Source organism: Streptomyces zhaozhouensis (assembly GCF_900230195.1).
Classification (GTDB): Bacteria; Actinomycetota; Actinomycetes; order Streptomycetales; family Streptomycetaceae; genus Streptomyces; species Streptomyces zhaozhouensis.
Genome location: NZ_OCNE01000011.1, coordinates 160,517 through 175,954 on the forward strand (window position 1 = coordinate 160,517; position 15,438 = coordinate 175,954).

The following is a 15,438-nucleotide window of genomic DNA, read 5'->3' on the forward strand; positions in this document are numbered from 1 at the left end:
CACGACGCCCCGCGTCGCGCCACGCGGCGCGGGGTTCCACAACGCCACGGGAGGGGACGCGTGTCGGCGTTCCCAGTGAGGAGTCCGTCATGACCCGCATCAGAAAGTTCGCCGTCGGTCTGGCCCTGGTCACCGCGGTGTGGGGCGCCTCGGCAGGGGTGGCCCAGGCGGACCACTACAGCAGCGGCGGCCCCGGGGGAAGCGCCCAGTCCACGGGTAGGTGACGCCGGCTCAGCCACCGCCGGCAACCACGGGCGGCTCCCTCGCGGGGGCCGCCCTCACGCGTTTATCGGCTGTTTATGGCGGCCTGACATGCTCAGTGTTGTCCGGCCGCACAGGGGTGCGCGGCCGGCCTCCCCGGTGGTGTGCCTGCTCGGCGGCGACGGGGGAGTCGCCGGGCAGGTTCCGAGCAAGGGGTTCGGGCGGCGTGGAGGGGGCGCCGTCCGGACCGGCTCGACAACCACCCAGACATCGGCCGTCGGTGGGGGCCGACGGCCGATGTCCCAGGCGCGACGCGCCCCCTCCGCGAGGCTTCGGAGACTTCCGGCCGCACGGTCTCCGGCCTCGGCGCCGCCGGCCGCCGGCCCACGGCCCCGGCCGCCCCCGCCTCCCGTTCAACCCTCCCCGCCTTCCGTCAGCCCTCCTCGCCGCCCTCGCCGCCCGCTGTCGGCCGCGCCCGGACGTGCATCCGTTCCCCCTGTGCCCCGAAGAGGCTGAGGTACTCGGCCGGTTGGTCGCCCGGGTTGCTGAACGCGTGGGGCACCCGGGTGTCGAACTCGGCCGCCTCCCCCGCCGTCAACGTCAACACCCGGTCCCCCAGCCGCAGTCGCACCTGCCCGGAGAGCACATAGCACCACTCGAAGCCCTCGTGCACGCGCGGCTCGGCGTCGCAGCCGTAGTGCGGCGGCAGGATCTGCTTGTAGGCGTGCAGCCCGCCGAGATAGCGCGTCAGCGGGATGAAGGTCTGCCCGTGCCGGACGAACGGCCGCGGGTGGATCCGCGGGTCCCCCGTGGTGGGCGCGCCCACCAGCTCGTCCAACTGCACCCGGTACGCCTTGGCCAGCGGGAACAGCAGCTCCAGCGTCGGCTTGCGGCGCCCGGACTCCAGCCGGGAGAGGGTGGAGACGGAGATCCCGGTCTCCTCGCTCAGCGCCGCCAGGGTGACGTCGCGCTCCCGGCGCAGCGCCCGCAGCCTCGGCCCCACGTCGTTCAGCACCCGCGCCAGGTCGGCCCCGGCCGACCCGGCCGCCGCCCCGGCCCCCGTCGCCCGCCGCGCGCGGCCCGCGTCCCGTGCGTTCTCGCCTCCGTCCATGACCCCATCATGCGCCCCCCGGCCCGGATGTTGCCATCCCGGCAACAGGACTTGTCGTTCTGGCCCCGGCTGCCGCAGGCTCCGAGTCAGTGACAACGACATTCATGACGATGCGCACCACACCCCCATTCCCGAGGGAGGAACCCCGATGACCACACGTGGGACCCCGCCGTCCGGGGACGACCGCGACGCGTACGACGTCGCGGTGATCGGCGGCGGCCCGGCCGGCCTCAGCGGCGCCCTGGCCCTGGCCAGGTCTCGCCGGCGAGTGCTGGTGATCGACGCGGGCGAGCCGCGCAACGCGCCGTCCGCGCACGCCCACAACTACCTGACCAGGGACGGCGCCCCGCCCGCCGAGATCCTGGCCGCCGGCAGGAAGGAGGTGCGCGGCTACGGCGCCGAGGTCCTCACCCCGGTCTCCGTCACCTCGGCCGAGGCCCTGGGCGGGCCCGACTCGCCGCTCTTCCGGCTCGGCCTCAGCGACGGCCGTTCCGTCACCGCCCGCCGGCTGCTGGTCGCCACCGGCGTGCGGGACGAGCTGCCCGACGTGGCGGGGCTCGCCGAGCACTGGGGCGAAACCGTGCTCCACTGCCCCTACTGCCACGGCTGGGAGGTGCGCGACCAGCCGGTCGCGCTGCTCGCCAGCAACGGGCTCGCCGCGCACATGGGCCTGCTGTGGAGCCAGTGGAGCGACCACGTGACCCTGGTCACCCACACCGCCCCCGCGCTCGACGACGCCCGGCGCGCGCGGCTGGAGGCCGCGGGCGTCACCGTCGTCGACGACCGGGCCACCGCGGTGACCCGCGACCGGGACGGCGCGCTCAGCGGCCTGACCCTGGCCGGCGGCGGCTCCGTGCCGTGCCGGGCGGTGGTGGTCTCGCCGCGTTCGACCGTGCGGCTTGGCCCGCTGGCCGCGTTGGGGCTCGAACCGACCGACGTGGTCATGGAGGGCCAGGTGCTCGGCACCCAGATCGAGACCGACCCGACCGGCCGCTCCCCCGTCCCCGGCGTGTGGGTCGCGGGCAACGCGGCCGGCATCAACGAGCACGTCGTCAGCTCGGCGGCGGCCGGCGTCCGCGCCGGCGCGGTGATCAACATGGACCTGATCGAGGCCGACACCCCGGCCGTTCCGACCCCTTCCCGGAGGAGCGCGCGATGACCCAGCACCAGCACCAGCACGGCCAGCACCAGCACGGCCAGGACCACGACGGGAACCAGGAAGCGGGGCACGACGTGGAGCAGCTCACCGACCACGAGTACTGGAACGGGCGCTACGCCTCCGCGGAGGGCGGCCACTTCTGGAGCGGCAGCGCCAACGAGGTGCTGGCCCGCGAGACCGCCGACCTCTCCCCCGGCACCGCGCTCGACCTCGGCTGCGGGGAGGGCGGCGACGCCATCCACCTGGCGCGTCTGGGGTGGCGGGTCACCGCCGTCGACGTCTCCGACGTCGCCCTCGGCCGCGCCGCCGACCACGCGGCGGAGGCCGGCGTCGCCGACCGGATCGAGTGGCAGCGCCACGACCTGGCCGAAACCTTCCCGACCGGCGCGTTCGACCTGGTCAGCACCCACTTCCTGCACTTCAGGGACGGAACGCTCAGCCCGCACGTGCTGCGCGCGGCGGCAGCGGCGGTGGCGCCGGGCGGCACGCTGCTGATCGAGGCGCACGGGGGGCTTCCGCCGTGGCAGGACGAGATCTCCGACGTCCACTTCCCGACGCCGGAGGAGACCGTCGACTCGCTGGAGCTGGCCCCGGGCGAGTGGGAGGTGCTGCTGGCCGAACGCCACCCGCGGCGGCAGACCAACCCCCACACCGGTGAGGCCGTCACCCGCACCGACCAGACCGTCAAGGCCCGCCGGCGCCCCCTGGTGTGACGGCCGCCCGGCGAACAAGGCCGGCAAGGTCGGCAAGGTTGGCAAGGCCAAACAAGGTCGGCAAGGTCGGCAAGGTCGGCAAGGCGAACGGCGGAGGCGCCTCGGGGGGCCCTCCGCCGCCGCCCCGGGAAACCGCGGGACCCCGCCCGGTCCTGTGCCCCCGCGCGAGCCGCGGGCCCGGCACGGGGACGGCGCGCGCACCAGGACGGACGCCGCCTACAGCAACTCCCGCAGCCACCGGGCGATATGGGCGTCGCGGTAGGCCGTCGTCAGCAACATGCTCGGGAAGACGCGGTCCCAGGTGTCCGCGCGGCAGACGGCCGCCACGCGGCAGGCGACCGTCGCGAGGGTGCGCAGCTCCGGGAGGCCGGTGCCGCGTTCGGCCCAGGCGTCGAGGTAGGCGTCCCAGGCGCGGGTGCGGGCGGCGGGGTCGCGGTCGAAGCGTTCGTCGAGGACCCGTCCGACGACCAGCAGGCTGGCGAAGGGATGGGTGACGGAGGAGTCGCCCCAGTCGAAGAAGAGATAGCGGCCGTCGCCGGTCAGCGCGCCGGTGGGGGTGAGGTACTGGCCTCCGGTGAGGACCGAGGCGGGGTGCAGGTCGGACTGGTCGAGCGAGCAGGCGACCGGGGAGTCGGCGAGGAGTTGGCACCACTCCTCGAAGCGGGGGGTCGCCGCCCGCAGCGCCTCGCGTTCCGGGGCGCGGAGGCTGCCGGAGGTCTCGACGAGGCAGCGGTAGCGTTCGACGAGGCGCGGCGGCCGGAAGTCGGGGACCCCCATGGCCAGCAACTCCTCGGCGTGCGACTCGGCTTCGCGTTGCAGCTGGGCGTACTGGGCGAGCATCTCGGTCCAGGCCGCCAGATCCTCCGGGTCGTTGGTCAGGACCTCGGCGAACATCGGCCCCGCGTCGGGGAGGAGCGACCAGGCGCGGGTGGTGTCGACGGCGAACGGTTCGACGACGCGGCCGGGGGCCCAGCGGTGCAGGGCGGCCATGACGGCGGGTTCGTAGGCGGAGCGGGGCGGGTTGGCCTTGAACCAGACGGTGCTGCCGTCCGTGACCGGGACGCGGAGGACGACGGACCACGGGCGGAGCCGCGCCCAGACGGGGTCGCCGCCGGCGACCAGGTCGCGGTGGGCGAGCCGCTCGGAGATCCACGCGAGCGCCTCCGCACGCCACTTCTCGTCCTCCCACGGGGTCACGGCGCGATAGCCGCCGGTCTCCACCACGATCCCATTGACGTCCATAGGACTACCCCATCACACAACTGTCCCTGACATGCCTGAACTTGACGTCTTCCTCACCGCTTCCGCCCGCTCGTGATCTCCTGGGGTGTACTGGGCGAACGTCTCGGCGTTCCCATTCCGGAAAGGAACCATTGCTCATGGCAGGCCGACTGATCTACTCCGCCATCACCTCCCTCGACGGGTACCTCGCCGACGAGAGCGGCGCCTACGAGTGGAGCGCCCCGGACGAGGAGGGGATGGCCCTCGTCAGCGAGTGGGAACGCGCCTACGGCACCTATCTGCTGGGCAGGCGCATGTACGAGGAGTCGGTCTACTGGGAGACGGCCGGGGAGAAGGCGGAACTCTCCCCGGTGGAAAGGGAGTTCGCGGACGTCTGGCTGGCGGCGGACAAGGTGGTCTACTCGCGGACGCTGGACTCGGTGGAGACGGCGCGCACCCGGATCGAGCGGGAGTTCGACGTGGAGGCGGTCCGGGCCATGAAGGCGGAGGCGACGGCGGACCTCGCCGTCTCCGGACCGACCCTGGCCGCACCGGCGCTGGCCGCCGGGCTGGTGGACGAGGTCCGGTTGCTGCTCAACCCGGTCACGGTCGGCGGCGGCCTGGCGGCGTTTCCCCGCGGACTGCGGCTGCGTCTCGGCCTGTTGGAGGAGCGCCACCTCAAGGGCGGTGCGGTGGCGCTCCGTTACGCGGTCGACGGCGTCGAGTCGGACGGCGGCACGCCGTCGGACGGCGACGGGGCGTGAGCCGCCTCCGGGGCGGCGACGCGGCGGCGGGCGGCCTCCGCGTCGGGCGCCGTTGAGCGGTCCGCCCCGCTGAACGCCGCTACTCCAGAAAGACGGTGACGGTCAGCGGCAGATGGTCGGAGGCGGTGGTGTCGATCAGTTCGAAGCCGCCGAAGGCCACCTCGGGAGCGCCGAAGATCCAGTCGACGCGGCGCTCGGGACGGACGGCGGTGTTCAGCGAGGGGTCGCCCACCTCGTCCTGCGCGCTGCGCAGGCCCGTCGCCCGGACGGTCTCGATCTCCTCCGAGTCCGCGCGCGCGTTGAGGTCACCGGCCAGCACCGCGTTCGGGTCGCCGGCCACCCGGTCCAGCAGCGGGTCCAGTTGGGCCAGCCGGGGCTCGGGCGAGGAGCCGCCGTGCAGATGGGTCCCGACGACCCGGGCGGTCTCGCCGTCGGTCAGCCGCACCGTGACGTCGGCGAACGAACGGTCCATGTCGCCGCCGGCACGCGGGAGCGCGCCGGTCTCGGCGTGGACCACCGGCAGCGAGGTGAGGACCAGGTTGCCGAACCGCTCGTCGGCGGCCGGCGCCCAGACCGCCGTCACGTCAAGCCGGCGCTCCAGGAACGTCACCAGGTCCAGCCCGCCGGCGCCCGGCGTGCCGCGCGGCACCTCCTGGAGGACGACGACCTGCGCCCCCGAGTCCTGGATCACCGCACGCAGCGCCTCCGGCGTCAACTCCCCGTCCCGCGCGATGGCCGAGTGCACGTTCCACGTCATCAGCCGGTACATGCCGCCGGCCGTGTCGGTCGGCAGCGGCTCGGGACCGGGGCGCAGCGCGCCGGCCAGCGGCGACCAGGCGAGCAGCAGCACCGCGACCACCACCGGCACGAACGCCCGCGCCAGCGGCGGCGGCGCCTGGTTGACGCGCGTCGCGCGGGCGGCCAGCGCGAGGGCGAGCAGCAGGGCGAACGCCCAGGGAAACAGGCGGAGTTCGTAGCCGGCGGCCAGCAGCACGCAGGAGAGCCCGGTGCCGAGGCCGGCCAGGGCCAGGTCGAACTGCGGACCGTGGCCGAAGCCCGTCGGCACCGCCAGCGCCCGCCGCAGCACCGCGGGCAGCACCGCGAGACCCAGCAGCGCCGACGGCGCGACCAGCGGCGCCGGGCCGAGCGTCACGCCGGCGACGGCCAGCGGCAGCGCGGCGGGCAGCGCCCAGCGGGTCCAGCGGCCGAGTCCGGCCGGCTCCGGCAGCGAGAGCAGCGCGATCCCGGCGGCCGCCCCGGCCCCCAGCCACAGCCCCGCCGTGGTCAACGAGACCCCGCCGGCCACCGCGACGGCGCCCGGCGCGGCCAGCACCATCGCGTACAGGGCGAACGCCGGTCCCAGCACGGCGAGTTGCGCGCCGCCCTCGGGGCGGGTGAGCCGTTCCGTGGCCGCCGCCCTCGCCAGCGGGCCGAGCATCGCGGCCAGCGCCAGCACCAGCAGCCAGCCCAGCATCCGGCCGCGCCAGATCAGGTCCAGCAGGTCGAGCGGAAGGCGCAGCGCCAGGTCGAAGGCGACGGCCAGCCCGATCGCCCGCGCCGCGCGGCCGGGGCCCGCCGCCGCGTCGCCCATGTCGCGGCGGACCACCAGCACCAGCGCCACCAGCGCCGAGGCGAGCGCGAAGCCGACCAGCGGCACCGAGCGCCCCACCGGGAACTGCACCAGCAGCCGCGCGCCCGCCAGCACGCCGACCGCGACGGTCAGCCCCTGCCGCGAGCCCAACCACCAGGTCAACGGGCCGGCGAAGCAGGCCAACGCGGGCACGGCCGCGACCGCGACGGTGCCGGAGCCGCCCAGCACCGTGGTCCCCAGCCGCAGCAGTTCGAGGGTGATCAGGGCGACGACGGCGGTGAGCAAGGGCAGCGGGCGCGCGACGGGGCTCATGGCGGGTGAGGTTAGTGCCCGCACCCGGTGCTCCGCCGTTCGGGGTGCGAGCCCGCCCGAGTGGACGTAGCGTCGAAAGCACGAGCCGGAATCAGACAGTCGTGCCTAGGGAGGCTCGTCATGGTGCGTAACACCCTCGGAGCGATACTCGCTCTGATAGCCGCCGTCGTGGGTATCGGCAGCGTGTTCTTCAACTGGTACGGAGGACGCGACGGCCACAACTACCGATGGTGGGACCTGTTCAACGGGGCCGGCGTGACAGGAGGGAACGCGGAGCTCTTCGCGGGCCTGTTCCTGCCGATGCTGGTCGCCGCCGCCCTGGCCGTGGCCGGAATCCTGCTGCGGTCCCGTCTGCTGACCACCCTGTCCGGCGCCGCGATCCTCGCCTTCACCGTGCTGTGGATCATCCGTCAGTACAACGCCGGCAACGGCCTCACCATCGGTGAGGGCGGCATGTCCTGGCCGGTGCTCGCCGCACTGGGCTCGGGCCTGCTGATGCTGTACGCGGCCACCACCATGGCCGGCCGTCATCTCGCGGAGCGTGGCCTGCGCGGTCACGGGCGCCACGAGCACGAGGGGCGCCCCGCGCACCACGGGCGTCACCGCGAGGAGAAGACTGGCGGCGAGGTGCGGCAGGGCCCGTGGCGCAGGCGCCACGAGGAGCACCCCGTACACGGTGAGCACGAGGAGCACGGCCGGCGCGACGTCGCGTAGCCACCCAGCAACCTCGTCGAACCACCGGTTCGCGCGCCACCGCCGCCCCCGCATGTGGGGGACGGCGGTGTGTCGCGTCCCGCCCCGCGAAGATCCAAACGAGGCGACCTAGGACTGCCGCGTTCCCCGGGCCGCGTCGAGGGCGTAGACGCAGTGGTCCTTGCTACAGGCGAAGACCATCCCGTTCGCGGCCGCCGGGGTGCCGGTGATCGCGCCGCCGGTCTCCAGCTTCCAGCTGAGCCGGCCGCTCACCGCGTCCAGCGTGTACAGGCAGTGGTCCTCCGAGCCGAAGTGCAGCCGGCCGTCCCGCACCACGGGCGCGCCGACGATGGACTCCCCGGCGGCGAACCGCCAGCGCGGGGTGCCGCTGACCGCGTCCAGCGTGTACATCGCGGTGCCGCTGCCCAGGTGGACCAGCCCGTCGGAGACCAGCACCGGCTCCGTCGACTGCCGCGCCTCGGTGGCGATCCGCCAACGGTCGTCGCCGGTCGCCAGGTCCAGGGCGTAGACCGTGCCCAGGTAGTCCGTGAAGTAGACGCCCGCGTCCCGGCCGCCCGCCGGCTGGTACGTCGGCGAGCAGAGGATCGCGGCGGGCGCGTCGAAGCGCCAGCGCTCGGCGCCCGACGCGGCGTCCAGCGCCAGCACCCGGGAGCCGGCGCAGACGTACACCGTCCCGTCGTCGGCCGGTGTCACCCGGACGGGTACCCCGCCGGTCACCGAGGTGTCACCCACCGGGTAGCGCCACAGCTCCGCGCCGGTGCGCGCCTGGAGGACGTAGAGCTGCCCCTCGCCCCAGGCGTAGACCACGCCGTCCCGCATCACGGGCACCGCGTCCTGCGTCTCGAAGTCGCTCTGCCCGCCGGTCAGCTCCCACAGCTGCTCGCCGGTCCCCGCCTCCCAGGCGGTGACCAGGCCGCCACGCGAGGCGGTGAGCACCGTGCCGCGCTCGGCGCGCAGCCCGTAGATCCATCCGTCGGTGCCGACCCGCCAGCGGTCGGTGCCGTCGGAGGCGTCCAACGCGAACAGGCTCGGGCCGTCGGAGGCGAGCACCAGACCGCCGTCCACCGCCATCGACCAGGCGACCTCCCGGGTGCGGAAGCGCCGCCGGCCGCTGGCCACGTCCAGCGCGTGCACCTCCAGGGAGGTGACGTAGAGCGCGCCGCCGTAGACCGTGGGCGACCCCCAGAGGTCGTTGCTCATCCGGAAGCGCCAGGGCCGCCAGCGCGGAGCGGCGCCGGCCTCCTGGCCGCCGGCCTCCTGCCCGCCCGCCGCGTGGTCGGCCGTCGCGCCCGACTGGTGCATCTGGCCCGGGTGCGCCGTGTTGGGGCTGGGAACGGCCGCCTGCTGGTGGGCCGTCGGCGGTCTGCCCCACTCCTGCGGCTGCTGGCGCCGCTGCTCGGCCGCCGGCGGAGGCGGCTGCGCGGCCCCCGACGGCTGCCGCACGACCGGCGGACCGGTCGGCGGGCTGTCGTGCGTCGACGGCGGGGGCGTGCTCGGCGGCGGGGGCGGCGGCATCGACGGCATCGGCGGCGCGTAGGAACGCGGCGCCGCCCCGGACGACTGCGGCTCCGGCCGCGCCTGCGAGGGCGGCGGCGGGGACGGCGGCGCCTGCCCGCCGGTGGGGCCCGGCGGCGGGGGCGCGTCCGCGCCGCTCCACGGCTGCTGCCGGGGCGCGCCGCCCGGCCGGCCCCGACGGGCCTCGATCATGGCGACGGCGTCCGGCGGCAACCAGGCCGAGGCGCTGCCGCCGTCGTCGCCGGCGGCGAAGAGGTAGGGCGCCAACTGGGCCTGGAGGTCGGCCGGCGAGGGCCGGTCCTCCGGCTTGTGCTCCATCAGCGACTCGATCAACGGCCGCAGCTCGTCCGGCAGTCCGGCGAGGTCGGGGCGCTCGCGCAGCAGCATGAAGACCGTCTCCACCGGGTTCCCCCCGTGGTACGGCGGGTGGCCGGTGGCCGCGAAGACCAGGGTGGAGGCGAGCGAGAAGACGTCGCTCGCGCCGTTGACCGAGCGGGAGTCCTTGGCCTGCTCGGGAGACATGTACGCCGGGGTGCCGACCGCGACGTTGGTCATGGTGAGGCGGGTGTTGGAGACGCCGGAGGCGATGCCGAAGTCGATCACCCGGGGGCCGTCCTCGACGACCAGCACGTTGGAGGGCTTCAGGTCGCGGTGGACCAGGCCGGCGCCGTGGATGGACTGGAGCGCCTCGGCGATGCCGGCGGCCAGCCAGCGCACCGACTGGGCGGGCAGCGGCCCGCAGTCGGTGACGATCTCCTCCAGGGAGGGCGCGGGCACGTAGGCGGTCGCCAGCCAGGGAACGGCGGCGCGCGGGTCGGCGTCCACCACGGCGGCCGTGTAGAAGCCGCTGACGGCGCGGGCCGCCTCCACCTCCCTGGTGAAGCGCACGCGGAACAGCTGGTCCTCGGCAAGCTCGCTGCGCACGGTCTTGATCGCCACCCGCCGGCCCGAGGCCGAACGGGCCAGGTACACCAGTCCCATGCCGCCGGCGCCCAGCCGTCCGAGCACCTCGAACGGCCCGATCCGCCGGGGATCGTGCTGCGTCAGCTGCCCCACCATGTGCTTGCCACCTCCCCGTCTGGGCGCTTGCGTGTCCCGCCCCCCTCGCAGCATCTCATTGCCATGGGACAGGGGCGGCCTTCCGAGACGATTCTTCCCCCCGACACTGACAGAGACGAACGCGGGGCGCGGGTGATCCCGACCGCCCTCGACGGCGAACACCCCGGGGGCACGGGGGACCCGACGGGCCGTCGCCGCGGGCCGGATGTGGCGGGTCGCACACGGGGACGGCCCGGGTGTGGTACGGCCCGCGTCCCGAAGCCCCACCCGGGGCTTCCGGACGGCCGCGTGCGCCGGAGGCTCCCGGGGGATTCCCCATTCGGATGCGATCAAATCGCGCCGAGTTCACGCGTCGATAAGCTGACTGGCATGACAGGAAAGGTAACGACCGTTGACGGCCGGGTCGCCGGCCGACGCGGTCAGGCGACGCGGCAGAAGCTCCTCGACTGCCTGGCGAAAATGCTCTCCGGCTCCCCGTACCGAGACGTCAAAGTGATCGACGTAGCACGCAAAGCGGGCACCTCGCCGGCCACTTTCTACCAGTATTTCCCAGATGTCGAGGCCGCAGTGCTCGAACTGGCCGAGGAGACGGTGCGGGAGTCCGCCGCGCTCTCCGAGCTGGTCACGGGGCGCTCGTGGACCGGCAAGGCGGGCGCCGCGACGGCGGACAAGCTCGTCGACGGGGTGCTCGCCTTCTGGCGCAAACACGACGCCATCCTCCGGGTGATCGAACTCGGCGCCGCCGAGGGCGACCGGCGTTTCGTCCGGATCAGGACCCGGGTGCAGGGCGCGCTGGTCAAGCCGTTGACCGAGGCGGCCGAGAGCCAGTTGGGACGCGGCCGGGCCAAGCCCCCGGCATCGCCCGCCGCGTTGGCCGGCTCGCTGGTCACGATGCTGGGCGCGGTCTCCGCGCAGTCCAAGAGCCTCCAGTCGTTGGGCGCCAAGCAGTCGGAACTGAAGCCGGCACTCTCCCTGTTGGTGCATCTCGGAGTCACGGGTCGCAAGCCGACCAAGTGAGGGAACGGGCGGCGCCGCCCGGCCCCTGTCTCCGGGACGGCGCGTCCCGCCCCTCTCCGCGCGCCGGCGCGCGAAGCCGGCCGACCAACGATCAGGCGTGTTCCGGCGCCCAGGCCCTCTGCTGGTGAACGGGCCGGCTGCGTATGCTCCTGACCATGCCGAACCCGCCCGCACCCTCGGAGTCCACCGCCCCCGTGCATGTCATCGGGGCAGGCCCGGGAGGGCTCGCCACCGCGGCCGCCCTGGCCCGACGCGGCGTTCGCGCCGTGGTCGTCGAGAAGTCCCCGGACGTGGGCGCCAGTTGGCGCGGCCACTATGACCGTCTGCGGCTGCACACCACCCGCCGCTGGTCGTCACTGCCCGGACTGCCCCTCCCCAGGTCGGCGGGCCGCTGGGTGGCGCGGGACGACTTCGTGGCCTACCTGGAGGAGTACGCCCGCCACCACCGGCTCGATCTCGCCGCGGGCGTCGAGGTGTTCCGAATAGAACGGGCGGCGGAGACCGGCGACTGGTCGCTCACCGCGACCGGCGGACGCCGACTGCGCGCCTCCGCCGTGGTGGTGGCCACCGGGTTCAACCACACGCCGCACGTGCCCGACTGGCCGGGCGCCGGCGGCTTCGCGGGCGAGCTGATCCACGCCCGCTCCTACCGCGCGCCCGAGCCCTACCGCGACCGGGACGTGCTGGTCGTCGGCACGGGCAACACCGGCGCCGAGATAGCCGCCGAACTCGCCGCCTCCGGCGCGGGCAACGTCTGGCTCGCGGTCCGCACCCCGCCGCACATCATGCGCCGCGCCACCCTCGGCTGGCCCTCCCAGGCCAGCGCCATCCTCTGCCGCCGGCTTCCCGTCGGCCTGGTGGACCGCGGGGCCCGCCTGCTGGCCCGCACCCTGCCCGACCTGGCCCCCCACGGCCTGCCGCGCCCCGAGGCCGGCCTCTACACGCGCGTGCGGCAGGGCGCCATTCCCGTGCTCGACCGCGGCCTGGTGCGCGCGGTGAAGCGGGGCCGGGTGCGACCGGTCGCCGCGCTGACCGCCTTCGAGGGCGAACGGGCGCTGCTCGCCGACGGTTCCGAGCTGCGCCCCGACGTGGTGATCGCGGCCACGGGCTACCGGCGCGGGCTCGAACCGCTGGTCGGGCACCTGGGGCTGCTGGACGGCTCCGGCCGGCCGCTGGTGCACGGCAAGCAGTCCCACCCGGCCGCGCCGGGGCTGCACTTCATCGGCTACACGAACCCGATCAGCGGCACCCTCCGCGAACTCGGCCACGACGCCCCGAAGATAGCGGCCGCCGTGGCCGACCACGTGACCTCGCCCCGACGCTGACCCCTGCCGGGGGCGTCCCGGCCGACACCCCACCCGGACCGGTCACGCACCCGGTCGGCCAACCCCCGCCACAAACGCACCGCGCCCCCAAGCCGCCCACCGGCGGAACAGGGGCGCGAGGAACTGCGCGAGCAACCACCCACCAAGGCAAGGACGACCACCCACCCAAGCCACGAAACTCCGCAGTCGACAAACCCCCTCCACAAACGCACCGCGCCCCCAAGCCGCCCACCGGCGGAACAGGGGCGCGAGGAACTGCGCGAGCAACCACCCACCAAGGCAAGGACGACCACCCACCCAAGCCACGAAACTCCGCAGTCGACAAACCCCCGCCACAAACGCACCGCGCCCCCCAAGCCGCCCACCGGCGGAACAGGGGCGCGAGGAACTGCGCGAGCAACCACCCACCAAGGCAAGGACGACCACCCACCCAAGCCACGAAACTCCGCAGTCGACAAACCCCCTCCCCGCCAGGAGGAGGGGGCCCGTCGGGTGGTCCGCACTCGCCGAGGGCTCCGGCCTCCGGCCGGCCTCGGCGTCCCCTCGCGGCGCTCCACCCGCGTCCGTTCGAGCCGGCCTCCACGGCCGAACGGAACCCTTCAAAGGGTCATCAAGCCAATACGGGACGTCAATACCTGGCTGGAACCCTGCGCCCCGTCCACGGGGCGCCGTCGGGGGGTTGACGCGAGGGCGAGCAGTCCAACTCGCACCAGACGCGCTTGCCGTCGCCCTCCCGCTGCCATCCCCAGCGCGCGGCGAGGATCTCGATCAGCTCAAGGCCGCGTCCGCCGGTGTCGCAGTGAGTCGCCTGCCGTGGCAGCGGCGCGACGGCGCTGCCGTCCACCACTTCGAGCCGCACCGGCGCGCCGGCGCATCCCCGTTCCGCTCTGGACGCCTCCGGGCTCCGCACCGCCAACCGCAGCAGTGCCGGACGGCCGGTGTGCACCACCGCGTTGGTCACCAGCTCGGAAACCAACAACACCACCGTGTCTCCCGGGGTCGCGTCGGGACAGGCCGGGCAGGGCCGTCCACGACCGATCTGCGCCCGCGCCCAGCGGCGCGCGCGGGCCACCTCCGAGGACTCGGGGGCCACCTCCAACTGTCTTTCCAGCTCCTGCACCGTTCACACCATCCGAACCGCCGGACAAAACACCTCACACCGAGGCACAACCCCAGCTCAGGACAGCATGATTGACGGGCGAGTCGGACAACAAGCGCTTCCGGAATAATCCGGCGCAAAGGAGTAAGCCGCGGGGTGACTGTGCGAGCCCTGAAACGTTCGCTCGAACAGGAGTAAGGCAAGGCTCATCAGGGTGATTTCAAGAGCACGATTTCGAAAGCACGAACGCGAGAGCACGATCCCGAACCCACAAAGCAAACCCGCGCCACCCACCACCCACCACCGGTAACCCGCCACCGGCCTCCCCGAAAGCCCAGCGGCAGCGTCACGCGCTGAGCTGCGCGTCGGTCCCGCCGACGGCGGAGGCCAGGTCGGGGTGGCAGTCGAAGAGCCGGCGCACGCCGAGCGCGGCGAGCACCCGGTTGACGTGGGAGCCGTCCTCGGCGCCCCTGGCCGGCAGGATCAGCCGCAACTCCCCCGCGCAGGACCGCATCAGCCGGCGGGCGCCGACGAGGACACCGACGCCGCTGGAGTCGCAGAAGAGCACCTCGGAGAGGTCGAGCACCACCCGCCGTCTGCCGTCGGCCACCGCGTCGTGAACGCGCTGTCGCACGGTAGGCGATGTCGCCAGGTCGAGCTCACCGACGACGCGCAGCACGGTCCACTCCCCCCGCTGCTCCGCCCGCACCGTGAGAGCCGTCATCACGCGTCCTTCCCTGCTCGCCGACCTGTCCCCATCGCACTCCTTCTACGCGACCTGCCCACTTTCCCGACGGGCACGCGTCACCATCCGTGTCCGGCCGTCGCCGCTCCGGTCATCCGGCCACCGTACGCCGGGTGCGGGCGGCGGATTCGTGGGCGCTCCCGGGCCGCGCCCCACAGGGCTCCTCGCGCGGGGGAGCGCCGGGACAGCACCGCACACTACATTTGACGTCGGCGAGGTGCCTGAGGTTGTCGGCGGGCGGACGAAATGGGGGCCGAATGGCGCACGAGACGCCGCCACACTGGGACCGGAACATGCGGGAGCGGCTGCGCCGGGGCGAGGCCGCGGCCCTGGCCGAGCTGTACGACCGTTTCGCCTCACTCGCCTACGGCATAGCCCAGCGGGTGCTCGACGACGAGACCGCGACCGGCCAGGTGACCCGCGAGGTCTTCGCCACCATCTGGGAGTCCCCGGACCGCTTCGACCCCCGCCAGTCCACGATGCGCGCCTGGATCGCCGGGCAGGCGCACCAGCTCGCGGTGAGCAGGCTCCGCCAGCGCGCCGCCGGGCCGGAGACCCACGCGCAGGTGCGCGCGGCGGCCACGGCCGCCAGGGCCGACTACATCGTGACGGCGATGCCCGCCCCGCTGCGCGAGGCGCTGGAACTGACCCGCTTCCAACGGCAGGACTACCGACAGATGGCCGAGCGGCTCGGCATCAACGAGAACGAGGCCAGGCGTCGGCTGCGGCTGGGGCTCCAACTGCTGTCGTCGGCCGCCCGGTACGGGGCCGAGAGCGCGGAGGCGCCCGAGCAACCGGCGCACGCGAGGGAGCGGGAGACACGGTGAGCGCCCCTCGGCCCGGTGGGCGGTCACCGAACGGCGCCGGCGCGCCCGGCGCTTCCGACGAGCCC

Annotated in this window: 14 protein-coding genes; 8 read left to right on the plus strand and 6 right to left on the minus strand. The window is 74.2% G+C overall.

Going from position 1 to position 15,438, the window contains the following annotated elements:
* The first annotated feature begins 89 nt into the window (after positions 1-89).
* Positions 90-224: a hypothetical protein gene (locus tag CRP51_RS29995; RefSeq protein ID WP_281259668.1), complete on the plus strand. Its 135-nt coding sequence runs from the start codon at positions 90-92 to the stop codon at positions 222-224.
* 410 nt (positions 225-634) lie between these two features.
* On the opposite strand, the gene CRP51_RS16890 is transcribed toward CRP51_RS29995, so the two are convergent.
* Positions 635-1,312 (minus strand): helix-turn-helix domain-containing protein, encoded by a 678-nt coding sequence (locus CRP51_RS16890; RefSeq protein WP_097232049.1) that lies wholly within the window; start codon positions 1,310-1,312, stop codon positions 635-637.
* 148 nt (positions 1,313-1,460) lie between these two features.
* Between CRP51_RS16890 and CRP51_RS16895 the strand changes: the two genes are divergently transcribed.
* Both CRP51_RS16895 and CRP51_RS16900 read left to right on the plus strand, forming a co-directional pair.
* Positions 1,461-2,471 (plus strand): NAD(P)/FAD-dependent oxidoreductase, encoded by a 1,011-nt coding sequence (locus CRP51_RS16895; protein ID WP_097232050.1) that lies wholly within the window; start codon positions 1,461-1,463, stop codon positions 2,469-2,471.
* Entirely contained in the window at positions 2,468-3,184 is a 717-nt protein-coding gene (locus tag CRP51_RS16900) for an SAM-dependent methyltransferase (RefSeq protein ID WP_097232051.1), read from the plus strand. The genes CRP51_RS16895 and CRP51_RS16900 overlap by 4 nt, the downstream gene beginning before the upstream one ends.
* 216 nt (positions 3,185-3,400) lie before the next feature.
* On the opposite strand, the gene CRP51_RS16905 is transcribed toward CRP51_RS16900, so the two are convergent.
* Entirely contained in the window at positions 3,401-4,426 is a 1,026-nt protein-coding gene (locus CRP51_RS16905) for a phosphotransferase (RefSeq protein ID WP_097232052.1), read from the minus strand.
* Positions 4,427-4,563: 137 nt separating this feature from the next.
* Here CRP51_RS16905 and CRP51_RS16910 point away from each other — a divergent pair, with 137 nt between their 5' ends.
* Positions 4,564-5,169 (plus strand): dihydrofolate reductase family protein, encoded by a 606-nt coding sequence (locus CRP51_RS16910; RefSeq protein WP_097232053.1) that lies wholly within the window; start codon positions 4,564-4,566, stop codon positions 5,167-5,169.
* 79 nt (positions 5,170-5,248) lie between these two features.
* Here CRP51_RS16910 and CRP51_RS16915 read toward each other — a convergent pair whose 3' ends face one another.
* Positions 5,249-7,072, minus strand: coding sequence for an endonuclease/exonuclease/phosphatase family protein (locus tag CRP51_RS16915; protein ID WP_097232054.1), 1,824 nt, complete (start codon positions 7,070-7,072; stop codon positions 5,249-5,251).
* 120 nt (positions 7,073-7,192) lie between these two features.
* Between CRP51_RS16915 and CRP51_RS16920 the strand changes: the two genes are divergently transcribed.
* Positions 7,193-7,786: a hypothetical protein gene (locus CRP51_RS16920; protein ID WP_097232055.1), complete on the plus strand. Its 594-nt coding sequence runs from the start codon at positions 7,193-7,195 to the stop codon at positions 7,784-7,786.
* 108 nt (positions 7,787-7,894) lie between these two features.
* On the opposite strand, the gene afsK is transcribed toward CRP51_RS16920, so the two are convergent.
* Complete coding sequence (gene afsK, locus CRP51_RS16925; RefSeq protein ID WP_097232056.1) at positions 7,895-10,360, minus strand: outer membrane protein assembly factor BamB family protein; 2,466 nt, start codon at positions 10,358-10,360, stop codon at positions 7,895-7,897.
* A 369-nt stretch (positions 10,361-10,729) separates the two neighbouring features.
* Here afsK and CRP51_RS16930 point away from each other — a divergent pair, with 369 nt between their 5' ends.
* Both CRP51_RS16930 and CRP51_RS16935 read left to right on the plus strand, forming a co-directional pair.
* Positions 10,730-11,377, plus strand: a complete 648-nt coding sequence (locus CRP51_RS16930) for a TetR family transcriptional regulator (RefSeq protein WP_097232057.1) — start codon at positions 10,730-10,732, stop codon at positions 11,375-11,377.
* 155 nt (positions 11,378-11,532) lie between these two features.
* On the plus strand, positions 11,533-12,702 hold the full coding sequence (locus tag CRP51_RS16935; protein ID WP_097232106.1) for a flavin-containing monooxygenase: 1,170 nt from the start codon (positions 11,533-11,535) through the stop codon (positions 12,700-12,702).
* 628 nt (positions 12,703-13,330) lie between these two features.
* Here CRP51_RS16935 and CRP51_RS16940 read toward each other — a convergent pair.
* Entirely contained in the window at positions 13,331-13,822 is a 492-nt protein-coding gene (locus CRP51_RS16940) for an ATP-binding protein (protein WP_212615931.1), read from the minus strand.
* Between the two features lie 325 nt (positions 13,823-14,147).
* Positions 14,148-14,525 (minus strand): STAS domain-containing protein, encoded by a 378-nt coding sequence (locus CRP51_RS16945; protein WP_097232058.1) that lies wholly within the window; start codon positions 14,523-14,525, stop codon positions 14,148-14,150.
* A gap of 278 nt (positions 14,526-14,803) precedes the next feature.
* On the opposite strand from CRP51_RS16945, the gene CRP51_RS16950 reads away from it, so the two are divergent.
* Positions 14,804-15,373, plus strand: coding sequence for a sigma-70 family RNA polymerase sigma factor (locus CRP51_RS16950; RefSeq protein ID WP_097232059.1), 570 nt, complete (start codon positions 14,804-14,806; stop codon positions 15,371-15,373).
* Positions 15,374-15,438: the final 65 nt, after the last annotated feature.